The following is a 24,549-nucleotide window of genomic DNA, read 5'->3' as shown; positions in this document are numbered from 1 at the left end:
CTCCCTCCTCCCTAGAGATTAACTAAGATAGTTCTTTAGATCTCTTTCTAGGGATATAATCTCAATACCTAATTGTGCTGCTAACCTAGAATCACCAGCACGTTCGGCACGTACCATCAACTCTTTTTTCTGTTCTAGCTCTTGCTGCCTCGGGATTTTTCGTATATCTTGTATCCAAGCATTCATAATATCATCGTCGAAAGGAAATCCGCCGTCCATCATCAATAACTCAGAGGCTTTTCGCTCTAATTGCTCATCTTCCAATGTAGCTATAAAGCGTGAAGCATCTGCATCATAGCCTGAAGCATAGTACACATATAAATATGCAGCTATGGCAGCATGATTGTATACATTAAAGGAATCACCTAATTTATCATGGACCGCCATTGCAACATCACGATTTCGCATCATGATATGCAATAAACGACGCTCTGCATTCACGTAAGCAGGCAATACAGTTGAAAGTATCTCTGTTTTCCGCTTTTCATTCCTACCATTATTCCACGAAAATTGGTTATTATCCCTTTGAGGCTTTAAATTTTGCTGTTGAATTCGATATTCATTACAATCTTGCTTCAAAACATCTAATGAAAGTTCAAATTCTTTTGACAGTTCCTTAAGATGAATTTCTCGCTCAGTAGATGAATCTAACTCAGCAACGATTTTTATTGCATCAACGATATATTGCCGTTTGCCTTCTTCTTTAGAAAGTATATGGTTCTTTCTGGAATATATAAGCTTAAATTTTGTAACTGAGACAGGTTCTTCTATAACTTGATAGAGGAAGTTTTCTGCTCCATATGCTTCTATATATTCATCTGGATCCATTCCTTTCGGAAGTAAAGCCACTTTTACTACAATTCCCGCCGCTTCTAGTGAGGGAATGGACTTGTAGGCAGCCGCTTGTCCAGCTGAATCGCCATCGTAACAAACAATAACCTCATCTGCATGACGCTTCAACAACAATGTATGTTCATCTGTCAATGCTGTACCGAGTGTAGCAACTCCATTAATTACTCCAGCAGACCAAGCCTTTATGACATCCATATATCCTTCGAATAGCACTATTTGCTTCGACTTTTTGATGGCGGGTCTTGCTAGATTAAGGTTATAGAGCATTTTACTTTTGGTGAACAACATCGTTTCTGGAGAATTCAAATATTTGGGTTGTCCTTCTCCGATTATCCTGCCGCCAAATGCGATTGATTTGCCATTCTTGTCCCATATCGGAAACATGATCCGATTACGAAAACGATCAAAATAACTATCACCGTCATTTTTGGCAGAAATTAATCCTGCTTTTTCCAACAATGCATGATCAAAACCACGACCTGTCAAAAAACGCGTCAAAACGTCCCAATCACTTGGTGCAAAGCCGATCATAAATTGATCAATCAGCTTATCACTCATTCCTCGCGCTATTAAATATTTCTTGGCCTCGGCACCTTGTTGAGTATTATTCAACAAGTAATGATAGAACTTAACTGCTAGTTCATGAGCCTCAATAATTTTATTGCGAATACTATCTTGTTCATGAGAGTGAGCACTAGTGTTAGAAGACCACGTGACTGGTAGTCCAGCATCTTCCGCAAGCATCCGTACCGCTTCCGGAAAAGTATATCCCTCCATTTCTTCGACGAATCGAATCACGTTACCTCCTTTACCACAGCCATAGCAATGATAAATTTGTAACTCTGGGGTAACAGTGAATGAAGGAGTCTTTTCAGAATGAAATGGGCATAACCCCTTCATGTATTTACCGTTTTTAGTTAAATGAACGTATTTCCCGACCACTTCTACAATGTCATGATGACTTCTTACTGCATCAATGACTTCATCTGGTATTAAGTCTCCAGCCATAGTTCATCACCTTCACTTATTAACACCATAATAATATTCGCTAAACTTCACAGTTCTCCTGCTAATTTCCTAAAAGTTTTGTCAACTTTTGTTGAAATCTTTTTCGATCTTCATCTGAAAATGGCTTCGGACCCTTGCTACGCAAGCCTTGTCTGCGTCTTTTAGCTGATTCTGCTCTGCGCTCTAATAAGTAGTCGATATTGTCGTCAGTATATTGTTCTCCACGAAATGAGATCGTAATCGCATGTTTTGCCATGACAATACATGCCAGCCCAAAATCTTGTGTTATTACAAGATCTCCTCGCTTTACATAGTTGGCAATGTACATATCAGCTGATTGATCACTTCGATCTACTTGAATCATTTCGACATCTTCCACATCAGGTAAGCGATGATCAAATGATGCGACCATACACACTGAAGTCTGAAATTTACGAGCAGTTTCAATAATTTCATTTTTGACAGGACATGCATCACCATCAACGATGATTTTCATCTCATTCACCTTCTTAGATCTATCAGACTCAAATACAATGTATTTAATATTATATACGCTACGTCAGCAAAAAATCCTTTTATTATTAATTAGCCTTTTCTGATCTTTTCCATAATAAGACTTGCCGTTTCTTCTACGGCACGATGTGATACATCAATAATGGTACATTGCAATCGTTCCATAATAGCTGATGCATAATTAAGTTCATATTGTATCCGTTCAGTAGTAGCGTAAGATGCTGTATCAGGCAAACCTAATGCCTTTAGGCGCTCTTTGCGGATAACGTTCAAATAATTTAAATCGATCGTAAGACCAATTATTTTGGATCTATTCACTTGAAACAATTCATCAGGAGGTTTGATTTCAGGTACAAGCGGAACATTTGCTACTTTATACTTTTGATGTGCTAGATACATAGATAAAGGAGTTTTCGACGTACGCGAAACACCAACAAGAACGATATCAGCCTTCCTTACACCAGAAGTATCTCTCGCATCATCGTACTTCACTGCAAATTCTACCGCTTCGACTTTTTTGAAATAATCAGCGTCAAGAACGTGGTTAAGCCCAGGTTCTTGACGAGATTTTTTACCCGTTCGAGTTTCTAACGTCTCAATAAAGGGACCAAGCAGATCAATCGCTTGAATGTCTAATTGTTCAGCTAACATTTTCATTCGCTCACGCAAATGCGGAATGACTAGCGTATACATGACAATAGCATCTAACTGCTTCACCTTTAATGCTACTTGATCAATAGCTGCTTCATTCGTAACGAATGGCGCTCGGCGAATATCCGCATGAATAGGATGAAATTGTGCGATTGCCGCCCTAACTACAAGCTCGCCCGTATCACCTGCTGCATCAGATACGACATAGACAATGACATCAGATTGTGAATCTGGCATTGATATTCCCTCCTAAAACTTTTCATAACTTCTTAAACTACTTCATTGCAATGAAAAGTTGCATCGTAAGTATAAGCCAAACTTTTTATTGCTTGCTATTTAACTACTTCTTCAAATAAAGGTTCAAAAAGTAGGATTTCAGAATCGAGAAGATGGAGTGCTACTTGCGGAAAGAGGAAATGCAAGTGTACGTTGTTGGTACACGAGTACCAACAATGTTTCTGCAAGAAACATACATCGGAAGCTTATGCAAATACTTCCCAAGTTCGCTTCATATTCGGTGCCGATTATTCTCACAGAGTACCTTCGTTATCAAAGTCTGCTTTTTGAACTTCCTCTACCAAACTAATTTAGAAAGATCGGCAATTTGATGAATATCATCAGCGATTAAAGCTAAAGTAGCTAGACGATTGCGTTTTACTGCAGCATCTTCTGCCATAACCATTACAGAATCGAAGTAAGCAACTATTGCTTCACGTAAAGATGTAAGTAGATCATAAGCTGCTTCAACATTACGTTCAGACATTGCTGTAACAAATTGCGGATGTGCATTATTCCAAGCAGTAAATAGCGCTTGTTCAGAAGCTTCTTGGAACAGTGACTCATCGACTTGTTTTGTTTCTGCTTTGGAAGCCAAATTACATACTCGATTAAATGCTTCTACATTTGTTTTGAAACTCGCTTTATTCGTTTCTTCTAGTTGAGTCATTAAAATTTTCGCACGTTTCTTCGTAAGTAGCAAGTCACTGAAACCAGCAACCATAACTGCATCGATTACATCATATTTGGCACCTTGCTCAGACAACCAATTTTTTACACGTAATCCGAAGAAATCTTGCAAGTCTTTTGCAATTTCTTCAATCGCACGTTTCATTCCACGTGTTTCATGAACGGATAGACTAAGCTCGAATAGCTGCTTCAAAGATAATTGAAGATCATGTGCTAATAATATTTGTACAATACCGGTAGCTTGACGACGAAGAGCATACGGATCTTGAGATCCTGTAGGTACAATTCCAATTGAGAAGCATCCGACAATAGTATCAATTTTATCCGCTAGACTGACAATTGCTCCTACCGTTTGGGAAGGAACTGCATCACCTGAGAAACGTGGTTGATAATGCTCATTAATTGCTTTAGCTACTTCAGCGTCTTCACCAAGGCGATTCGCATAATCTTCGCCCATAATGCCTTGTAGTTCAGGGAACTCGTAAACCATTTGTGACACTAGGTCGAATTTACAAATAGCTGCCGCACGTTCCACTTTCGTTTGCGTAGACTTCTCAACTTGTAATTGCTGAGCAATAAGATTAGCTGTTGTTACTGTACGACGAACTTTATCGCCAACTGAACCTAGTTCTTCATGGTATACAATATTTTCAAGCTTCGCTAATGCAGCTTCGATACTTAATTTATGGTCTTCTTCATAGAAGAATTTCGCATCAGATAGACGTGCGCGAAGCACTTTTTCATTACCTTTAGCAACTACATCAATGGAATGAGTATCACCATTACGTACAGTTACAAAGAAAGGAAGTAACTTGCCTGATTGATCTAGCACTGGGAAGTATCGTTGATGTTCACGCATTGAAGTAATTAGAACTTCTTGCGGAATGTGCAAGAACGATTCTTCATACGTTCCAAACAATGTACTTGGATATTCTACAAGGAATAACACTTCTTCGAGAAGATCTTCCTTAATTGCGATTTTCCAATTTTTTTCTGATGCAAGAGTATCAATTTGCTTAACGATTAATTGTTGACGCTCCTCTACATCTACAATAACGGATTGTTGACGAAGCTTAGCGATATAATCACTAGCATTATCGATCGTCGTTTCTTCTCCTAGGAAACGATGTCCACGAGAAACACGGCCAGTTGCTACACCAGCAAGTTCAAAATCAACAATATCATTACCGAACAACGCTATCATCCAACGAATCGGACGAACGAAACGCATCTCATGATTACCCCAACGCATATTTTTGGGAAAAGACATAGACGTAATCACATCTACGAAGCCTTGAGATAGTAAACTAGATGTTTCCACGCCAATGCTACTTTTCTTCGCATATACATATTCCACACCAGCAAGCTCTTGGAAATACAATGCTTCAGGCTCAACACCTTGACTTCGAGCGAAACCAAGCGCTGCTTTACTCCAATTTCCAGCATCATCTTTTGCGATTTTACGAGCTGGTCCTTTTGCTTCTTCTTCTATGTCGCTTTGCTTGTCAGCTACGTCCGTAACAATTAAAGATAATCGACGAGGTGTCGCATAACTATTAACTGCAGTAAAAGAAATCCGATGGTCAATTAACCATTTTTCGAATTTTTGTTGTAATTGTTCCATTGCCCCTCGTACAAAACGAGCTGGAACTTCTTCCAAACCAAGCTCTAATAATAAGTCTTTAGCCATCTTATTTCTCTCCTTTCTTCAATAACGGGAATCCTAGACGTTCACGTTCCTCTAGGTAAGTTGCTGCAATTGTTCTCGCCAAATTACGCACACGACCAATGTATCCCGTTCTTTCGGTAACACTAATAGCACCACGTGCATCTAACAAGTTAAATGTATGGGAACATTTCAATACGTAATCATAGGCAGGGAACACAAGACTTTGTTCCATTGTTTTTTTGGCTTCCTCTTCATACATATTGAATAGAGAGAATAACATCGCTGTATCTGAAGTTTCAAATGTATATTTGGAATGTTCAAACTCAGGTTGGTGGAATACATCACCATAAGTAACACCATCTACCCACTCAAGATCAAACACATTATCTTTTTGTTGAATATATGAAGCTAGACGCTCCATACCATAAGTAATCTCAACTGCGATCGGACTCATATCGATACCGCCAACTTGTTGGAAATACGTAAATTGCGTAATTTCCATACCATCAAGCCATACTTCCCATCCAAGTCCCCAAGCACCTAGTGTCGGAGATTCCCAGTTATCTTCTACGAAACGGATATCATGCTCTCTTGCATCGATACCAAGACGTTTCAAGCTTTCAAGATATAACTCCTGAATATTGTCTGGAGAAGGTTTCAAGATTACTTGGAATTGATGATGTTGATAAAGTCTATTAGGGTTTTCGCCATAACGACCATCAGCAGGACGACGGGAAGGCTCAACATAGGCTACATTCCAAGGCTCTGGACCAATCGAGCGTAGAAACGTCATTGGATTCATCGTTCCAGCACCTTTTTCAACGTCATACGGCTGTACTAGAATACAGTTTTGCTCAGCCCAAAATTGTTGTAGTGTTAAAATCATGTTTTGAAAGTTCATTCACGTTCAACCCCTTAATCTTTTCATTTTCTTTGGTTCAGGTCATCTTGGCAAACAAAAAAACTCTCGCCTCTACGCCTGTTACCAGACATAGGGACGAGAGTTATATTCCCGCGGTTCCACCCTACTTGACTATTCTACTGAATAATCCACTTTCATTCGAACGGCTCCAGAGCGCCACGTATTGAGTTCGACCTGTTAGGCTTTCACCACCCCTAACTCGCTATTCGAGCGAACACATCTATACGTTTCTCTTTCTCTGCCTCATATTGATATTCTCATATTCTATTCAACTATCGGGCAATTGTCAAACTAATTTGCCTAAGTTATCCAAGAACTGACGAGATTTCAACTTTAAACCTAATTGAGCATCTATTAATCCACGAATAAGAAACGTTAATTCCTTTTTAGTCTCCGCTGAAATCGTAATATTTCCGATTCGACGCATATCAATCCCTTTGAAAAACCTTAGCAGTTTCAAGGCAGAATCACTAATCAGTACTAGGGAAGCATCATTAGAAGAGCATCTGGAGCACATAATCCCACCTGAATAAAATGACATTTTGAATGGGCCAACATGATTACCACAATGAATGCACTCCTCAACAACGGGACTGTAGCCCGTCATTTGCAACACTTTCAATTCATACAGTTGAGTAATTACTTCGAAGTCTTTACCATCTGAGAGTGCAGCAAAACATGCTTTCAATTGTTCAAAATGTTGAACGTTCACTTCATCTTCAAGAATACCTCGATCGGTTAATTCTGCAATGTAGGATGCATGGGCGGACAGATCAAGATCTGACCGCAGAGAATGATTTGAAGAAATAATTTCAGCAGTTTGTAACGTGCCTAATCCTGTATTTCGTACAAATGAGAACTCTCCATATGTAAAAGGCTGAGCAAGCGAAGCATGCTTGCTACGGACCTTTTTGGCACCGCGCACAAGCACGCCTACCTTACCAGAATTATTCGTAATGAGTGTTATTATTTTATGTGTCTCACCATAGTCCATCGTTCTTAACACGATACCTTCAACTCGATACAGCATTGTATTGCTTCCCCCAACCACGGACAACCAAAAGTTAACACACTCGAATACTATAGTTTCCCTTCTTCAAGCGGTAATTCTTCCAAATCATCCTGAATGCCAATTGCATCGGTATCGATCGAATCTTTTTGTTCCTCCATTGCTTTGAACAGCAAGTAAGACTCGACATCCCCGGTTAACGCAAAATATTTCCACGAAAATTCTCTCATTCGTATCCATCCTTTCCGCCCTTGGAATTGCTACTCCAGATGGTATTAGGATGAACACATTAGCGAAAACTATCCTTAGTAAATTACGTCATTTACTAATCATGTTTGAAACCAAGATCATTTAGCACCCGGTCTTGATTACGCCAATCTTTTTTAACTTTTACCCAAATTTCAAGGAAAACTTTTGATCCAAGTAAATTCTCAATATCGATACGCGCGTTTTTTCCGACTTCTTTCAGAAGCGCACCACGTTTACCAATAATGATCCCTTTTTGTGAATCGCGTTCAACAAACACAACTGCACCGATATAGACAACTCCGTTATCTTGAACACGCATATCTTCAATATTTACTGCAATTGAATGCGGGATCTCATCACGAGTTAGATGTAAAATTTTCTCACGAACCATTTCTGCACAGACAAATTGTTCAGGATGATCCGTAACTTGATCTGCTGGATAATACTGAGGACCTTCAGGTAAATATCTACCTAATTGTTCCATCAACGTTGTTATATTATTACCGTTCAATGCAGAGATCGGCACGATTTCTGCGAAGTTATATAGATCTTTATATTTCATAATTGTTTTCATTAAAGATTCTGGATCAACTTTATCTAATTTATTGATAACTAAAAAGACTGGTGTCTTAACCTTTTGTAATTGTTCAATAATATATCGATCACCGCCACCAATTGGTTCAGATGCATCAATTAGAAACATTACTGCTTCAACTTCACGCAATGCACTTTCCGCTGATTTCATCATGTAATTTCCAAGTTTTGAGTTCGGTTTATGAATACCAGGTGTATCAAGAAAAACGATTTGCATATCATCCTTCGTATACACACCATGTATTTTGTTACGTGTAGTTTGCGGCTTGTCAGACATAATTGCAATTTTTTGACCGATAAGATTATTCATTAGTGTAGATTTACCTACATTCGGTCTACCGATAATGGCTACAAAACCTGAGCGAAATTTATTCTTGTTGTTTGTTGTTTGTTGACTCATTAATTATTGCTCCTTCTAAAACTTTTTATTAACTACCAGATATGCCTTTCTTGCAAATAAAAAGTTGCATCGTAAGCATACGCTTAAAACTATTAATTAATCGATGGGTGGCACATTCGATGTCGCATACACTACTTTAGCAGACTCATCATTATCAAAGTCCGCTTTTTGAACTGCTCTTTTAATGAAAGTTCAAAAAGCGGGCTTTCAGAATCGAGAAGATGACCCACAGCGGAAACGAGTAGCACAGCGTACGTTTTGTGTACGTGAGCACACGCAGGCATTCGATGGGTGGCATATTCGATGTCGAATACGCTACGTCAGCATACTCATCGTTATCAAAGTCCGCTTTTTGAACTACAACTAAAGTAGGGAGGATGGTGTGAATGCTCCTGGCAATAGTTCCCCCACCGTCATCACTTTACAATCCCCTGCTAAATTCCCCATAATGACCAATGTATCTGGTTCACATAACTCTATCATCACTTGACGACAAACACCACAGGGTGATATAGGATCAATGGTATCACCTATGACTGCAATCGCTGTAAATGTTCTTGGAGCAACCCCTGAAGCAAGAGCACTAAAAAGTGCTGTACGTTCAGCACAATTCGTAGGACCGTAAGCAGCATTTTCAATATTACATCCAAGATGGACATGTCCATCTTGATCTAAAAGGGCAGCTCCTACTCGAAACTGTGAGTAAGGTACATAAGCATGCTTCATCGCTTCTTTTGCTTGAGAGAGGAGATTCTTTTGTTCAGAAAGTTCCATAATTATGCTCCTTATCGATTGTGATTAGGATCTGTTACTTCGCCGCTTACTGGACGGCGAATATGTCATTCATCATTTGCTCCAGTGCTTTCGTACCAACTAGAATAACAGTTCCCAAAGTTTAGGTACAATGATAATACTTCCAATACATACAGAGCCAATAGCCATTAATAGTACCGCTCCTGCGGCTACATCTTTCGCTATTTTGGCTAATGGTTGGTACTGTGGACTTTCTATATCTACTAAAGCTTCAATGGCAGTGTTTACTAATTCTAAGCTCATGACTGCTGCGATAACCAAAATAATAATACACCATTCTACCCATTTAAGTGAAACAATGGCACCAAGTATAAGAACAATTGGTGCCACTGTCAAATGGATTTTCATATTACGTTGTGTAGAAACTCCATACCAAATTCCTTCAACTGCGTATCCTATACTACGAAAAACCTTAAACATTAGCGTGTTAAACCAACTTGTTGTAGGACAGCTTCTTGTTTTTGAGTCATAACTTCTTCAGCTTCATCGTCTTGATGATCGTAGCCTAATAAATGCAGAAAACCATGAACAAACAGGAAACCAATTTCACGTTCAAGAGAATGCCCATATTCAATCCGTTGCTCTTCTGCACGCTCCACAGAAATGATAATATCTCCTAGCATACCTGATATAGGATCGATCTCATCTTCACTGTCAACTTCAAAAATGATGTTTAATTCATCTACACCGTCATCATTTAGCGCAAAAGATAGAACATCAGTTGGACGATCGATATTACGGTACTGCTTGTTCAATTCATGAATTTCTTCATTATTTGTAAATGTTAATGTAACTTCACCTGAAGTTAATCCTTCATTTTCAGCAGCTATTTGTAAGATGTTTGTTAATTTCTCTATCCATTCATCAGAAATTTCGAATTCACTTTGATTATTGTTCCAATCTAATACTATGCTCATTAGATCTACTCCTTCTCGTTAGCTTTCAGCTTTACATCATCTGGATATTCAATACGCGAATGGAATATGCCCATAAGGCTTTCTTTCAAAGATTGAGCTATTTTGTCTAGCTCTTTCATTGTAAGATCACATTCATTGTACTGATTATCATCTACTCTATTTTTAATAATTTTGTGAATCATATCTTCAACTTGTGCAATCGTAGGATTACGTAAACTTCGGACCGCAGCCTCTACACAATCTGCGATTCCAACAACTGCCGCTTCTTTAGACTGAGCCTTAGGGCCAGGATAACGGAAATCTTCCTCTTTGAAATCAGGCTCAATACCTTGTTCCTCTGCTTCTTTCAATGCTTTATAATAGAAGAATTTCAAAGAAGTAGTACCGTGATGCTGCTCAGCAATATCACGTAATTGTTTAGGAATATTATAGGCTTTCAACATTTCAGCACCATCTTTAGCATGCGCAACTATAATTGACTTACTCAACATTGGATCAATCGTATCATGTGGATTACTCATATTAGTTTGGTTCTCTATGAAATAACTAGGACGCTTAGTCTTACCTAAATCATGATAGAAGGAACCTACTCTACATAATAATCCATTTGCACCTATCGATTCTGCTGCAGCCTCTGCTAGATTACCAACCATTACGCTATGATGATAAGTACCAGGTGTCTCAGTAAGTAATTTACGTAGTAATGGATGATTCGGACTTGATAATTCCACAAGTTTTAAAGCAGATAATATGCCAAATGAAATTTCGAAGAATGGCATAAGACCTACAACAAGAATGGAAGTAACTAATCCACCACCAAAAGCTAAACCTAGTGAGTATAACATAGGCATACGTTCTAATTGCTCCGACATTAATAACATAGTGAGTACAGTGAAAGAGCCAAATAAACTAACCATTATTCCTGCTTTTAATATTGCAGATCGTTGACTTGCATGCTTAATGGAATAGATCGCCGCTAATGAAATAACAATAATATATACTCCGAATTTGAAATCAAGCAACATCGAAGTACTCGTGTTTAAGATGACCGAACCAACAATACTGAAAATAAAAGTACTCGCCATTGCTAAATGTTCATCAATAAGTAATGTAATCAACATGATACCAAGTGCTGCAGGAGCAAAATAACCTGCAATATTAGCTGTTTCCGACTGTATTAGTGAAGTAATTTGAATAACTCCACAATTAATTAGAAAAATAAGTAACAGCATAAGTAGTTGTGTATTGTTGTATCTAGCACGTTTCAAACCTACACCTGATGACTGAGATAAATACACGTATAGAAACGCAGACAGTATAAATGACAATAAAACTACGCCAACTCGTGACCAATTATGATTAGTACCTTGTAAAACATTCGCTTCCGATAACAGCGCATAGAGATCTGGTGTTATTACCTGATTTTTTTGCACGATCACTTCATTCTCTTTGTAAATGATAGGGGCCGTATTATTTCGAGCTACTTCCCTTGCCTCATCTGTCATAGTTTTATCGAAAAACTTATTAGGCATGATGGAGAAACGAGCAATTTCTTGAACAATTTCACGAGCTGTACGATTAGAAATTGTACTAGAATTTACCATTTCAGCTACTTGAGTTCGAACAGTTTCTGCATTACGAATTGGGTCGCTAGTTAACTTTCTAACGATCTCTTTTGCCACCATTCTCATTTCTGTAAGTTGTTCCTGGGTTAGCTGTGGCAATTTGTAGAATGTCTCCTCAGGAATTGTATAACGTTGATCCTTTGCTACATTGCTCATTTCTTCTAGCAACAAAGCATTATAAGTAGTAGTAGCACTACTTGATTTTACAAAAGTTTGAATATGTTGATCATATCGGTTAGGAATTTCTGAACGATATATGTCTATTTTATCCTCTTTACTAACTTGATCGTCCGCATTCAATTGTTCAATTCTTAGAAAGATAGACTCTACTAATGAATCATTACGTAGTGCAACGATAGAATAAGAATCTTCAATCTCATTAGCAGCTGCTTCTTCTGCTTCTCTCGTTGCTTTTTCATCTCTAATTTGTATTGGTGCTTTTATATCTTTGTCACTCACTGATCCCTCAGTAATATTATACGTCTCAGGGATAATATGAGGCGCTAGATTGAAATAGAAAAGGATGACGAACAACGCCATCAACAACCACTTAACTAGATTACTTTGTCTCCAGCCAGTGAAATTCAAATGGCTTTCCTTAACATTTCGGCTATTATTCTGATGTGTCATTCACGATCATCCTCTCCTTAAAAATCTAGATTTATGTCGATTACGATTGGGACTCAGCATCACGATCATATGCCATAATAATTTTTTGGACAAGAGTATGACGAACAACATCTTGTTCCGTAAAAATCATCATGCCTATTTCATCGATATTTGAAAGAATACGTCTTGCCTCGATTAATCCAGAGTTTTTCCCTCTTGGTAAGTCAATTTGCGTAACGTCACCGTTAATAACCATTTTAGCACCAAAGCCAAGACGAGTAAGGAACATTTTCATCTGTTCAGGCGTTGTATTCTGTGCTTCATCTAAAATAATAAACGCATCATCTAGTGTTCGACCACGCATATATGCAAGTGGTGCAATCTCAATCATACCACGTTCAATCGCTTTAACCGTTTGTTCTGCTCCTAATACATCATGCAGTGCGTCATATAGTGGACGTAAATATGGATCTACTTTTTCTTGCAGATCACCGGGTAAGAAACCTAGATTTTCACCTGCTTCTACCGCTGGACGAGTTAATATTATACGCTTTACTAAATTCTCTTTCAGAGCGGCAACTGCTAGTACAACAGCTAAATATGTTTTACCTGTTCCTGCTGGACCGATTCCAAAAACAATGTCAAGCTTACGAATTAATTTCGCATAATGACGTTGGCCAATTGTTTTGACCATAATCTTTTTCCCGCGATAAGTCGTAGCTAACGGTTTTTTGAACAAATCTAACAGTTCTTCGGCTTGCATTTTCATGGCAAGATCAAGTGCATACGTTATATCTCGTTCAGAGGGTGAATATCCTTCTCGAACTAATTGTAAAAGTACTTGATACAACTGCTCCAAAGAATCTACTTCATTACTAGGGCCACTAATCGTGATTTCTGCATCTCTTGAAGATATTTTCGCACTAACTCGTTGTTCAATTAGACGTAAATATTTATCTTGCGGACCAAAGATAGCTAAAGCCTCTTCCGCATTTTGGACTGGAATTTTGACTGTTTTCGCTTCAGTTTGCAACTATACTCAATCTCCCTGCATTTGGACTATTGGTAATTCCTTCGTAATTGACTGATTCACTTCAAAAAGCACCTTCATTACAACTTTACCATTGTCCGACTCTTCATGCAAAACAATTTCACTAACAATACGTGCATCTTCACCTGCAACTGATCGAACATTGATCCTAGCTTGTTCTAAACTTGTTTGTTTCGCTTGATCAACCGATATTTCTATTTGTTCAAATCGTGATTCTTGTTCACTTTCTTTCATCGTGCCAAACGGTAATTCAAAATTCCAAAGATGAAGTTGATCTCTCGTTGTCAGTATTTCTGATTTCTCATATGGTGTTTGACCATATCCTGAAATCTGCATAGCACGATTACCAATGACAAAGTAGTTTCGCTCTTGCTTCTCACCAGTATACGCTCTATATTTCTGTATTAACGGTGTAGAGACATTATATTCATACCACACAAGACCTTTAACTTTTCCTTGGGCAACAACAACCTCTGAATGTGCCTCTGTTCCAATAATACCTGATATTAATGTTTGTCCCTTTTTTACACGCATGTTTTTACGAACAAGCGGTTTTCCTGCTTCTGCTATAATGTACGTTATGACTGCATCATTTGTTGCAACTAGATGACGAGGGCTATACTTTTCACGTTCTTCTGGAATTGTCATTTCAACAACTTGAATTTTTACTTTTGTACCATTTTTCACTACACCAATCCAATTCGTTCCTGGTATTGCATTCACTAATTTTTTCGAGATGATATCAGTATCTTGTAGACGGAAAGACCACTGTAATGGATAGAGCCCTTCTGCTTTCGCAGCTGCAATGATCTCGTCTTTCGGTATTCGCTCATTCCCTTCAACATCAACAGTCCACACCAACGAAGAAAGAAGAAAGATTATTGTGAAGAACAAAGCGATTCCTACAGAAAACCAAATCCGTTTCTCCATGCGACTTAATAAAAATGGGAATCCTTCTTTACGTACAATGCGCATTGTACTTCCAGCCGCTCGAATATATTTTTTGAGACTGAAGTATTGAGCCAAACTCACTTCAAATCTGACTTTTTCAGAGCTTGTCCAACGAATATTAGCAAGCGATAATTTTGCAGACAGTACCTCGTTGAGGAAACGTGCAACGTCTCCTCCGTGCAATTCAATCTCAACTCGACCTTTCAACCATTCTACCATTGTACCTTTCATTACAAACCCTCCTTCAACTTTACATGACTGTTTGATCCTTCTACTTAATTTGGAATGAAAATTCATAAGCATCTTAAATTTACGGGAGCAATTTAATTCCTTTAATAACACCTTCAACAAATACTTCATCCGTCCATATTGTACGAATGATTAACCCTTCACCTGTAACTTCTAATTCGCCCTTACTTAGTGAAAGCCGTAATAAATCTTCACTAAAATGGATAACTCCTCTATGATTTTCAATATATAGCTGACGATCTCCGATCAATGTCATTCTAGGCAATTCAAAAACAACGTCCTCTGGCATATCAAGCAAAGTCGCTGTTAATCTATGTAATTTCCTTTTAATTTGTCTCATTGATGAAGGTTCCCCTTTCTAAAACTTCGATTTGTTACCTGCCAAGAGACACATCGGTACTATACCAAAATATGCAGCAATCATTATAAATATGAGAAAATGTAATAGTTTCAACTTCATGACGAAAACGTTTGGGGTACCACTAATCATTGGGTACACATAAATAAATAAAAATAGCGAGATCTTCGACAATTAAATCGTCGAAAATCTCGCTAAGTGAAATGATATAGATAAAACACAACAAAAAACGTCGTAGGAGAAGGAATACCTTCAACCTACGACGTTTTACATGTTGATCCAAACCCTATTAACGTTATCTATCGTCTAAATGGTCGTTTTGCTCTAGGAGAACTCAATACCTCTGACCATAATACCGCTTTACGTAGCTCTTCAGCTGATAGTGTTGCGGCATGATGTCTATCCTCTCGGGTTGCAAACGGGTCCACAGGCTGCTTAGCCGTTGATTCACGACCTAATTCATTCTGTGCGAAGTAATCAACCGACGAATCGTCGCGTCGCGTCTGAAGCATTGTAGCGGCTTGTTGAAGTCGCTGTTGTTGCTCATAACGTAATCTTTGCTCTTCACGCAACTGATCGGCACGTTGCATTTGTCGTTCCCTATGCATTTCCTCTTCTTGCAGACGTTGTAATTCCGCTCTACGTCTCTGCTCTTCACTATTATAATCGTCATATTGCGGGCGAGAATAATCATCTTCCTCGTCGTCATCATCACGTTCATTCTGATGACGATTCGTCTGATTCGTTCCACCACCAAAAGTAGGCATCGAATTACCCTTTTCAGGTGACGATCTAGAGAACAGCTTATAGATGAAAAAAACAGCACCGATTACAAAAATAATATTGTTTTGTATAAATTCAATAATGTTCAAGGCTAGCACCTCCTATCTACCTCAAATGTGTTACACACTTTGTTAACGATTGAGATAAGAATTAGCCTTATTTATTTTTCGGATCTGTTGAATCACCAAGTGATGAACGCATAGATGTATCAGCTTCAATATTTTTCATATTCAAATAATCCATAACACCAAGTTTTCCACTGCGTAGTGCTTCTGCCATTGCTAGAGGTACTTGAGATTCAGATTCAACTACACGAGCTTCCATCTCAACAACTTTAGCTTTGTTTTCTTGCTCTTGAGCAACAGCCATTGCACGACGTTCTTCTGCCTTAGCTTGTGCAATTTTCTTGTCAGCTTCCGCTTGTTCAGTTTGAAGGTGTGCACCAATGTTTTTACCTACATCTACGTCAGCGATATCAATTGATAGAATTTCGAATGCGGTACCTGCATCAAGTCCTTTTTCAAGAACAGTACGAGAAATTTTGTCAGGGTTTTCTAGAACGTCTTTATGTGAATTCGAGCTACCTACTGTTGATACAATACCTTCACCAATACGTGCGATAATTGTATCTTCACCAGCACCACCGACTAGACGATCAATGTTTGCACGAACAGTAACTCGTGCTCTTACTTTAACTTCGATACCATCTTTTGCTACAGCTGAAACAATTGGTGTTTCAATAACTTTTGGATTAACGCTCATTTGTACTGCTTGTAGAACATCACGACCAGCCAAATCAATAGCTGCTGCACGCTCAAATGGCAATGGAATATTAGCACGTTGTGCTGCAATCAATGCATTAACTACTCTGTCAACATTACCACCTGCTAGAAAATGACTTTCTAACTGATTAATAGATAAGCCAAGTCCTGCTTTTGTAGCTTTAATTAATGGATTTACGATACGACTAGGTACTACGCGACGTAATCTCATCGCGAATAGTGTTATAATCCCTACTCTAACTCCTGAAGCAAGTGCTGATATCCACAACATTATTGGGAAGAAACTTAATAACACGCTAATTACGATAACTGCCAATATTACAAAAATTACTGCTACCAAACCTGGGTCTAAACCAAATACTGCCATCAATCCAGAGTTAAAACCTGACATCTAATCATTCCTCTCAATTTGTAATCAAATTAAACGTTTTCCTTCACTTCTCTAACTACTACCCACGTGCCTTCAGCCTTAATGACAACGACTGGGCGATTTAACTCTATGAATCCACCTTCAGTTACAACATCAACGCGTTTATTGTCAATGAGCGCTGCTCCTGCTGGTCGTAGCGGTGTTACTGTAACCCCTTGTAAACCTAATAGCGAATCTTTCGATTCAGCAGAGATAAATCCTTCTTCAGTTGTAAGGTTCTCACGTAGAACAAGTTTGTTCCAAACACTTCGACCTTTTTTCGTACGTGAAACGATGACGACTAAGATGATAGCAATGACTAATGCAATACCAATGGACGTTAGTCCAGATTCCCAATCTGGTGAGGCAAGTAATATTCCAGTAATTATAGCTCCTCCTCCCAATAATCCCAGTATACCAAAAGCCGGAACTATTAATTCTAATACAATCAAAATAAGTCCAACGATAAAGAGTACGACTGTTTCCATACCAGCAAGCCCTGAAACAAAAGAACCAAAGAAGAACAAGCCCATACTAATCCCTCCTAGAATACCAGGTAATCCAAGGCCAGGTACAAACAATTCAATCGCTAGACCTGCAAAACCCAATATTAATAATATAGTGGATACAATTGGATTAACAAGAAAACTTGCTACATTTTCAGCTGCACTAGGTGTTATCGTTATAACATCTCGACCACCAAGTTGGTGAAAATTCAATACATCAACAACCGTTTCAACATTGAAATCAGAATAACCAATTCGTAATGCTTCACTTGCTGAGATTGCTATAACATCACCTACAGACTTAACTTTCCCCAAAGTGTCCGTAAGATCAATCTCTACGCGAGGATCAACCATCGCTGCTGCAACATTCGTATCTCTCCCATGAAGCCTTGCCACCTCTTGCATCTGATCTACCCAGAAACTAATTGTTTTCGGATTATCACTTAGAGTTCCATTGGAGTCCACAACTGCAGCTGACCCAATCGTACTTCCTGATTGCATCGCAATATAATCAGCATTCAGAGCAATATAAGTACCCGCAGATACTGCTTTCCCTTCGACGAATACCGTAACAGGAATTTCTTGAGCCCGTACTAATTCACCTATTTCATTAGCTGAATCTACTCGGCCCCCATATGTATTAAGGACGATAACGATATGACTTGCATGTGCCTCTTCAGCTTCGCTGAAAGCTCTTTCAAGAAAGGTAACCATACTCTGGTCAACTGTTCCCTTTAGAGGAATTTCATATACTGCTGGACCCACTGACTTGGACTCTGCCTGAACGAATGATGGAGCTATTAATCCAGTAACAAGTAATATCGCAAATAAACTTATAACAAAAACAGTAAGCATTTCACGAAAGCGATGAATCGAGAATTTGCTATACATGCTATCCCTCCTCTTTTGCTACTCCTCTATATACGTATATCTTAGTGAAATGTTTCATCTATTATAACATAATGTTCACATATTGTTCGTTAATTACAACAATAAAAAAAACACCCCGTTAGGGGTGTTTTTGAGTCCGCACGTATTCTATTGCAGAAATTGTTGCACTGCATTATTTACTAGTCTACCGTCAGCGCGTCCTTTAGTTTTTGGCATAAGGGCGCCCATCACTTTCCCCATGTCGGCTTTCGAAGAAGCACCGAGTTCTTGGATGGTCTGCCTTACTATCTCTTGAATCTCTTCTTCAGTTAGCTGTTCGGGAAGGTATTTACTAATAATATCAATTTCTGTTGCAAGATTTACGACAAGGTCATTACGACCAGCTTTCTCAAATTCTTGGAGGGAATCTTTACGTTGTTTGATTTCACGACTCAATATATCAAGCACTTCGCTATCGTCCAATGGACGTTTTAGATCAATTTCCAAGTTTTTAATCGATGCACGCATCATACGAATTGTGCTGAGTTTAAACTTGTCCTGACTTTTCATTGCTTGTTTCATATCATCGGTCAATCTATCGCTCAGGTTCATTATGGAAGGATCCTCCTAAAACTTTCTCTTGCGCGCAGCCTCAGACTTCTTCTTACGCTTTACGCTTGGCTTTTCATAGTGCTTACGTTTCTTAACCTCTGCCAAGATACCATCTTTTGCAGTGGAACGCTTAAAGCGACGAAGCGCAGCATCAATAGTTTCGTTTTTACGAACTTTAATTTCAGACACCAGTTATCCCTCCCTCCGAAACAGACCGTCCAGAGTTTATTACACGGTTCATCAACCTTAATTATACGTTAAAAAATAAGTCTATGTCAACTTCTTAATAAGAACTTATTCCGCTAATAATGGACCCATCATTTTTCCTGCTAACAGATGGAAGTGTAGGTGGTATATTACTTGCCCACCATCAGCATTAATATTGTTAATGAGACGATACCCCGCTTCAGCATAACCCTCTTCTTCTGCAATATGACGAGCTGCTGCAAAGATTTCAGCAACAACCAAATCATCCTCGCGAGTTACATCATTCATCGTAGCAATATGCTTCTTCGGAATAATTAAAATATGCGTAGGTGCCGCCGGCGTAATGTCTCTGAACGCAAGTACATGCTCATTCTCGAATACTTTAGTTGAAGGAATCGTACCTTCGATTATTTTGCAAAATAAGCAATCCATTCTTTTTCCTCCTTATTGTCGGTTATCATTATGTAACCTATACATCTATTCTAGTTGATTTTATTGCACGCCTTCAATATTTACATATAGCTCGATCGCTTGCACTTGCTCAATCCAATCAAATCCGTTACCAAGTCTGATCATCGCATTTTTGTTGCCTTCAACTTTGAAGTTAAAGCTATTCACGGTCTGAGCCAAATATTCAGAACCTTCAATCATCGCGTTTAACTCATCAAGCTCTGCTTGAGAGAGTTCCCCTTCTTGATTAGCAATTAATTGAAGTTGCTCTTCTATCAATTTGTACCATTCATGGTTGTCTTTGTCTTGTGTAGAGAAAGCTACTTCATCAAAATCTTGAGCTATTGTAATTAATTCAGACAGTTCTTTTTTCATTTCACCGACTAGAGGAAGAGCATGAGCTGCTGTTAATCTTGCGAGCTTACTATTTTCTGGTGAAAAGTCTACAATGTCGTATACATACTTTATTAACAGCGTATTTTTCTCATTAAACGACGCTAAATGTTGAAAAATATGTTCTCCTGAATCTGCTTTTTGATCTTGTCCATAGCTCATATTCTTTGTTGAAAATAACACATTGAGCATAATACTTGCTACTAATAGAACTAACGTTACTGCAAATGCAATCGACTTTTTCCCTGTTGGTTCAACTTGCTTTTCTGATACCTGTTGACTCACTTTCTTCCCTCCGATGATTAAGAATAATATTATTATAATTGAATTGCTCGACCTCCGTCGAAGAAAAATACATAAATCTCATCAACTTTACGATGCAAAATCATCTCTAAGCCTCTAGCATACATCTCTAATTGGAATCGATGTTCCTCTGCCTTCTGCGCCCAGTTGCCATTAAATATTCGATCCGTCTTATAATCGACTAATACGAGACCACGCTCATCTTCAAATATGCAGTCAATAATACCTTGGATGAATACTTTTTCGCTACCTGTTACTTCATCAATATTACGATGAACTTCGTGTGCAGGTAACATAAAACTGAATGGAAGCTCGCGTTTCAGCCAAGTTGCATGCTGCATACGATAGCCTAGTTCCGATCGAAACAGCTCTACAATTGCTTTTATATTAATGACCTCGGCTTGTGCTAGCGTAATAATTTGCAGCTGCTTCATCCGCTCTATACTTTGTTCAATCGTCTGCTCATCTATATTAAGCGTCAAAGGAATATGTTGCATCATTAGATGATTAATTGAACCTTTTTCAGTAGCTGTTATCTTCTTCTCTTCCATAAAAGAAGGCCGTTCCAGATGTAATGTGTACTCTTTCGTTACAACAGTGTCCATTACATCGGTATCAGTTCCAGCTTCATTGCTCCCCCCTTGATAGAATGTTTCCGTTTCCTCTTCAAAGGCAGCTTGAATCCGTTTCATCTCCGTAATAGAAGCTTTTGAACCAATCGTTGTTGCCCCCATAAACGGATAATTACGTTCCAGATTATTCCGTAATTGTTGATCTTCAGCAACATCTTCTAATAGCGCTAATGCTTGTAATGCGGTCATTCTTTCAATTTTTACTAGCTCATCTTCAGCAGTTACTTCTACTTGATTTTCGTCGATTACTGAAAGTGACTCGGCTGCCACAACTGAGATTATCCAATCGTGCGGACTAATGACATGCCCTTTGTCTGGCTCTTCCATAGACAACTGCAATTGAGTCGCAACAAGTGGTGCAATCCAATCTAAGTAACAAGATGCTGCAGCGATACTAGATTGCTGTAATGTACCATCAAGTTCTAGTGAAGAGTTCCATTTGGGTAGTTGTTTCAGTAATCTTCCGCTAGTCCCTAGCAAATATAACTTTTCTTTAGGTCTTGTTAATGCAACATATAATATGCGCATTTCTTCTGCTAACAGCTCCATTTTCATAGAACGACGAATCGCATAATAAGGCAATGATGGATAACTAATTCTCATTGTTGCATCCACATATTTCGGACCAAAACCTAATTCTTTATGGTAAAGAAATGATGCATTCAAATCTTGCTCATTGAACTTTTTACCTAGACCTGCAACGAAAACAATTGGAAATTCCAGCCCTTTGCTTGCATGTGTCGTCATAATCTTTACGACATCTTCTTGTTCACCGATAGCTAGTGCAGTACCAAGGTCATTACCGTTTGCACGCATACGTTCAATAAATTTTAAGAAACGAAACAGCCCGCGGAATGAAGTAGCCTCATATTGTCTAGCTCTATCATGTAACGCGCGTAAATTAGCTTGACGCTGAATTCCAGCAGGTAGACCACCTACAAAGTCATAATAGCCCGTTTCTTCATAGATCAACCACAATAGATCAGACAATGAACCTTCGCGAGCTAGATTACGCCATTGGTCTAGCTTATGTAAAAAGAATGACAATTTCTGACGACCATCTAGTTCATAATCTTCACTACCAGCTGCATGTATGATCGCATCATAAAAATTACTATCCATTGATAGAATCCGAATACCAGATAATTGCTCAGCAGTTAAACTGAATAACGGCGACCGCAACGTCGCTGCTAACGGTATATCTTGATATGGATTATCAATAACTTGTAAACAGGATAACATCGTCTGTACTTCAACAGCATCGAAATAACCACTTCCAATGCTAGAATAGGCAGGTATTCCTGCTAATTGTAACTCTTCAAGAAAAATAGGAGCCCATGCTGAAGTTGCACGTAATAAAATGACGGTATCTCTCCACTTCATAGGACGATACGTATCTAATTTACTATCGAAAACCATACTATTATCTTCAGACAACTTTAACAATTGCTGTGCGATATAGCGAGCTTCTAGTTGTGCAACATTCAATTCTTCTAACTGATCATCTGCAGATGGTTCAACTTGCTCTTCTTGCTCACTCGATTGCTCCTCTGCAACACGTTCTCCACGATCAATGATCGTTAACTGAACTTTACATTGATCCAAAGAAATTGGGGCTTCATAATAAGTTGCACCGTGAACAAGCTCTGCACGCCCGTCATATTCCATCTCAGCTACTTTCTCTTTCATAATTGCCCGAAAAACCTCGTTAACTGCATCTACAACTTGAGATCGACTACGGAAATTACGAGCAAGATCAATACGTTTTCCACCTTCAATAGTGGAGGCTGACTCCGAACTATATTTTTTATATTTCTCTAGAAACAACTTCGGCTCTGCCAAGCGAAAACGATATATACTTTGCTTCACATCGCCGACCATAAATCGATTACCAATGTTTTGATTAGCTATTAATCGTACAATCGTTTCCTGCACCATATTCGTGTCTTGATATTCGTCTAACAATATTTCATCAAATTGTTGCTGATAGTCTTTCGCTGCTTCTGATGGAATAAGTTGTTCAGCATTTGAATCTTTATCTAGTAAAATAGCTAGACTATAATGTTCTAAATCACCAAAATCAAGTAATCCTTTTGCACGTTTTGTCGCATCAAATGCCGAACTAAAATCGTGAATTAGAGCTATCAACGCTTTCATCAGTGGGGCAAGTTCATGTAACTCTTCTAAAAATTGCTCTGCACTTCTTCCAAAGTAATCATTCGCAATCGATTGAATCGTATCTTTTCCTTGCTCACGATAGTTTTTGGCGCGATCTTGCAGATCTTTATCATGGTCTTTTCCGCGTAATGGTGCTAATTTATCAAATTGCACATTAGCAAAAATATCTGGCCACTCTCGCCAAGGCGATTGTAGTAATTGATGCTGCAGTGTTGTAATCACTGTAATATCAGCTTCAAAAGTTGATGCATACGCAAACGGACCAGCTGGTAGTTTAGTTAATGATAAAGCTTGCTCGAAAGCACTTATCGCGCCTTCAAGCTTCAAATGAACATCATCAATAATTTGTTGTACCCACTTACTGCGTTCTAGCTCATCGATACTTGAGATGAGATAAGGCTTCAATGTATCATTAAGCCACTGGGCTGGCCAAGGATGAGATCGTGAGAAGAGATATAGCCGTTCAACGAGTTGAAATAATGGATCATCACCTTTTTCACCACCGTAACTATTGACTAGTTTAAGAAAATCTCCGCCTCCCGGTTCATCCACACCACTGTAACGCTGCTCAAACAGTTCATTCATAACATCAGCACGAATTAACTCAATCTCCGTCTCATTTGCAATACGAAAGCCCGGATCAAGATCAATGAGTGAATAATATTTGCGAATAACTTCCATACAGAAGGAGTGAAGCGTTGTAATCGATGATTTACCCATTAACGCTAACTGCTTACGCAAATGATCGGAATCTGGCTCTTCTTCAAGTTTCTTCTCTAAAGCAATTTTCAGTCGATCTTTCATCTCTGCTGCTGCCGCATGTGTGAACGTCGCTACGAGTAATCGATCAACGTCAGTGTTAGAAGCGACTTTACGAATTATCCGTTCAACTAATACAGCTGTTTTTCCAGAACCAGCAGCCGCAGCTACTAATATATTAGATCCATCAGATACGATCGCTTCATACTGTTCATCTGTCCAACGAGGTGCATTTGCTGATGATTGCCCACTCAATACA

23 protein-coding genes are annotated in these 24,549 nt (G+C 38.7%); all 23 read right to left on the bottom strand.

What is annotated here, in order from left to right; genetic code table 11:
* Positions 1 to 18: 18 nt before the first annotated feature.
* Complete coding sequence (gene dnaG, locus NV377_RS18035) at positions 19 to 1,860, bottom strand: DNA primase (RefSeq protein ID WP_258202185.1); 1,842 nt, start codon at positions 1,858 to 1,860, stop codon at positions 19 to 21.
* Between the two features lie 61 nt (positions 1,861 to 1,921).
* Positions 1,922 to 2,356, bottom strand: coding sequence for a YaiI/YqxD family protein (locus NV377_RS18030; RefSeq protein WP_258202184.1), 435 nt, complete (start codon positions 2,354 to 2,356; stop codon positions 1,922 to 1,924).
* An 89-nt stretch (positions 2,357 to 2,445) separates the two neighbouring features.
* Positions 2,446 to 3,261, bottom strand: a complete 816-nt coding sequence (locus NV377_RS18025) for a pyruvate, water dikinase regulatory protein (protein ID WP_258202183.1) — start codon at positions 3,259 to 3,261, stop codon at positions 2,446 to 2,448.
* Between the two features lie 337 nt (positions 3,262 to 3,598).
* Positions 3,599 to 5,680, bottom strand: a complete 2,082-nt coding sequence (glyS, locus tag NV377_RS18020) for a glycine--tRNA ligase subunit beta (RefSeq protein WP_258202182.1) — start codon at positions 5,678 to 5,680, stop codon at positions 3,599 to 3,601.
* A gap of 1 nt (position 5,681) precedes the next feature.
* Entirely contained in the window at positions 5,682 to 6,560 is an 879-nt protein-coding gene (glyQ, locus tag NV377_RS18015; protein WP_258202181.1) for a glycine--tRNA ligase subunit alpha, read from the bottom strand.
* 307 nt (positions 6,561 to 6,867) lie between these two features.
* Positions 6,868 to 7,611: a DNA repair protein RecO gene (gene recO, locus NV377_RS18010; protein WP_258202180.1), complete on the bottom strand. Its 744-nt coding sequence runs from the start codon at positions 7,609 to 7,611 to the stop codon at positions 6,868 to 6,870.
* Between the two features lie 50 nt (positions 7,612 to 7,661).
* Positions 7,662 to 7,820 carry a YqzL family protein gene (locus NV377_RS18005; protein ID WP_258202179.1) on the bottom strand — a complete coding sequence of 53 codons (159 nt, stop codon included), beginning with the start codon at positions 7,818 to 7,820 and terminating at the stop codon, positions 7,662 to 7,664.
* Positions 7,821 to 7,915: 95 nt separating this feature from the next.
* Entirely contained in the window at positions 7,916 to 8,833 is a 918-nt protein-coding gene (era, locus tag NV377_RS18000) for a GTPase Era (protein WP_258202178.1), read from the bottom strand.
* A 363-nt stretch (positions 8,834 to 9,196) separates the two neighbouring features.
* Positions 9,197 to 9,607 (bottom strand): cytidine deaminase, encoded by a 411-nt coding sequence (locus NV377_RS17995; RefSeq protein WP_258202177.1) that lies wholly within the window; start codon positions 9,605 to 9,607, stop codon positions 9,197 to 9,199.
* A 99-nt stretch (positions 9,608 to 9,706) separates the two neighbouring features.
* Complete coding sequence (locus tag NV377_RS17990) at positions 9,707 to 10,066, bottom strand: diacylglycerol kinase family protein (RefSeq protein ID WP_258202176.1); 360 nt, start codon at positions 10,064 to 10,066, stop codon at positions 9,707 to 9,709.
* Positions 10,066 to 10,563 carry an rRNA maturation RNase YbeY gene (ybeY, locus tag NV377_RS17985; RefSeq protein ID WP_258202175.1) on the bottom strand — a complete coding sequence of 166 codons (498 nt, stop codon included), beginning with the start codon at positions 10,561 to 10,563 and terminating at the stop codon, positions 10,066 to 10,068. Before ybeY ends, NV377_RS17990 begins: the two co-directional genes overlap by 1 nt.
* A gap of 5 nt (positions 10,564 to 10,568) precedes the next feature.
* Entirely contained in the window at positions 10,569 to 12,818 is a 2,250-nt protein-coding gene (locus NV377_RS17980; RefSeq protein ID WP_258202174.1) for an HD family phosphohydrolase, read from the bottom strand.
* 40 nt (positions 12,819 to 12,858) lie between these two features.
* Positions 12,859 to 13,830, bottom strand: coding sequence for a PhoH family protein (locus NV377_RS17975; RefSeq protein WP_258202173.1), 972 nt, complete (start codon positions 13,828 to 13,830; stop codon positions 12,859 to 12,861).
* Between the two features lie 6 nt (positions 13,831 to 13,836).
* A complete protein-coding gene (yqfD, locus tag NV377_RS17970; protein WP_258202172.1) occupies positions 13,837 to 15,030 on the bottom strand; it encodes a sporulation protein YqfD in 1,194 nt (397 codons plus the stop codon).
* A 79-nt stretch (positions 15,031 to 15,109) separates the two neighbouring features.
* A complete protein-coding gene (yqfC, locus tag NV377_RS17965) occupies positions 15,110 to 15,388 on the bottom strand; it encodes a sporulation protein YqfC (RefSeq protein ID WP_258202171.1) in 279 nt (92 codons plus the stop codon).
* 317 nt (positions 15,389 to 15,705) lie between these two features.
* The gene (locus NV377_RS17960) at positions 15,706 to 16,278 is read right to left on the bottom strand and encodes a YqfB family membrane protein (protein WP_258202170.1); all 573 of its coding nucleotides are present in this window, start codon (positions 16,276 to 16,278) and stop codon (positions 15,706 to 15,708) included.
* A gap of 67 nt (positions 16,279 to 16,345) precedes the next feature.
* Complete coding sequence (floA, locus tag NV377_RS17955) at positions 16,346 to 17,338, bottom strand: flotillin-like protein FloA (RefSeq protein ID WP_258202294.1); 993 nt, start codon at positions 17,336 to 17,338, stop codon at positions 16,346 to 16,348.
* 53 nt (positions 17,339 to 17,391) lie between these two features.
* A complete protein-coding gene (locus tag NV377_RS17950; protein WP_258202169.1) occupies positions 17,392 to 18,777 on the bottom strand; it encodes an NfeD family protein in 1,386 nt (461 codons plus the stop codon).
* Between the two features lie 147 nt (positions 18,778 to 18,924).
* Positions 18,925 to 19,368 (bottom strand): GatB/YqeY domain-containing protein, encoded by a 444-nt coding sequence (locus tag NV377_RS17945; RefSeq protein WP_258202168.1) that lies wholly within the window; start codon positions 19,366 to 19,368, stop codon positions 18,925 to 18,927.
* Positions 19,369 to 19,383: 15 nt separating this feature from the next.
* Positions 19,384 to 19,557, bottom strand: coding sequence for a 30S ribosomal protein S21 (gene rpsU / locus NV377_RS17940; RefSeq protein WP_251666757.1), 174 nt, complete (start codon positions 19,555 to 19,557; stop codon positions 19,384 to 19,386).
* Between the two features lie 105 nt (positions 19,558 to 19,662).
* Positions 19,663 to 20,007 (bottom strand): histidine triad nucleotide-binding protein, encoded by a 345-nt coding sequence (locus tag NV377_RS17935; RefSeq protein ID WP_258202167.1) that lies wholly within the window; start codon positions 20,005 to 20,007, stop codon positions 19,663 to 19,665.
* 60 nt (positions 20,008 to 20,067) lie between these two features.
* On the bottom strand, positions 20,068 to 20,703 hold the full coding sequence (locus tag NV377_RS17930) for a hypothetical protein (protein ID WP_258202166.1): 636 nt from the start codon (positions 20,701 to 20,703) through the stop codon (positions 20,068 to 20,070).
* A 32-nt stretch (positions 20,704 to 20,735) separates the two neighbouring features.
* Positions 20,736 to 24,545 carry a helicase-exonuclease AddAB subunit AddA gene (gene addA, locus NV377_RS17925; protein WP_258202165.1) on the bottom strand — a complete coding sequence of 1,270 codons (3,810 nt, stop codon included), beginning with the start codon at positions 24,543 to 24,545 and terminating at the stop codon, positions 20,736 to 20,738.
* Positions 24,546 to 24,549: the final 4 nt, after the last annotated feature.

It is taken from the genome of Paenibacillus endoradicis (genome assembly GCF_024721975.1).
The sequence above is the reverse complement of the archived record's forward strand: the minus strand, read 5'-3'. Positions and strand labels throughout refer to the sequence as shown.

Excerpts from the sequence above, each read along its gene's own strand:
- ybeY (WP_258202175.1), bottom strand. The coding sequence starts at position 10,563 with ATGAGCATAGTATTAGATTGGAACAATAATCAAAGTGAATTCGAAATT.
- NV377_RS17935 (WP_258202167.1), bottom strand. The coding sequence starts at position 20,007 with ATGGATTGCTTATTTTGCAAAATAATCGAAGGTACGATTCCTTCAACT.
- NV377_RS17995 (WP_258202177.1), bottom strand. The coding sequence starts at position 9,607 with ATGGAACTTTCTGAACAAAAGAATCTCCTCTCTCAAGCAAAAGAAGCG.
- NV377_RS18030 (WP_258202184.1), bottom strand. The coding sequence starts at position 2,356 with ATGAAAATCATCGTTGATGGTGATGCATGTCCTGTCAAAAATGAAATT.
- yqfD (WP_258202172.1), bottom strand. The coding sequence starts at position 15,030 with ATGAAAGGTACAATGGTAGAATGGTTGAAAGGTCGAGTTGAGATTGAA.
- NV377_RS17950 (WP_258202169.1), bottom strand. The coding sequence starts at position 18,777 with ATGTATAGCAAATTCTCGATTCATCGCTTTCGTGAAATGCTTACTGTT.
- era (WP_258202178.1), bottom strand. The coding sequence starts at position 8,833 with ATGAGTCAACAAACAACAAACAACAAGAATAAATTTCGCTCAGGTTTT.
- glyS (WP_258202182.1), bottom strand. The coding sequence starts at position 5,680 with ATGGCTAAAGACTTATTATTAGAGCTTGGTTTGGAAGAAGTTCCAGCT.
- floA (WP_258202294.1), bottom strand. The coding sequence starts at position 17,338 with ATGGCAGTATTTGGTTTAGACCCAGGTTTGGTAGCAGTAATTTTTGTA.
- NV377_RS17980 (WP_258202174.1), bottom strand. The coding sequence starts at position 12,818 with ATGACACATCAGAATAATAGCCGAAATGTTAAGGAAAGCCATTTGAAT.
- NV377_RS18025 (WP_258202183.1), bottom strand. The coding sequence starts at position 3,261 with ATGCCAGATTCACAATCTGATGTCATTGTCTATGTCGTATCTGATGCA.
- NV377_RS17990 (WP_258202176.1), bottom strand. The coding sequence starts at position 10,066 with ATGTTTAAGGTTTTTCGTAGTATAGGATACGCAGTTGAAGGAATTTGG.
- yqfC (WP_258202171.1), bottom strand. The coding sequence starts at position 15,388 with ATGAGACAAATTAAAAGGAAATTACATAGATTAACAGCGACTTTGCTT.
- NV377_RS18005 (WP_258202179.1), bottom strand. The coding sequence starts at position 7,820 with ATGAGAGAATTTTCGTGGAAATATTTTGCGTTAACCGGGGATGTCGAG.
- dnaG (WP_258202185.1), bottom strand. The coding sequence starts at position 1,860 with ATGGCTGGAGACTTAATACCAGATGAAGTCATTGATGCAGTAAGAAGT.
- NV377_RS17945 (WP_258202168.1), bottom strand. The coding sequence starts at position 19,368 with ATGAACCTGAGCGATAGATTGACCGATGATATGAAACAAGCAATGAAA.
- glyQ (WP_258202181.1), bottom strand. The coding sequence starts at position 6,560 with ATGAACTTTCAAAACATGATTTTAACACTACAACAATTTTGGGCTGAG.
- recO (WP_258202180.1), bottom strand. The coding sequence starts at position 7,611 with ATGCTGTATCGAGTTGAAGGTATCGTGTTAAGAACGATGGACTATGGT.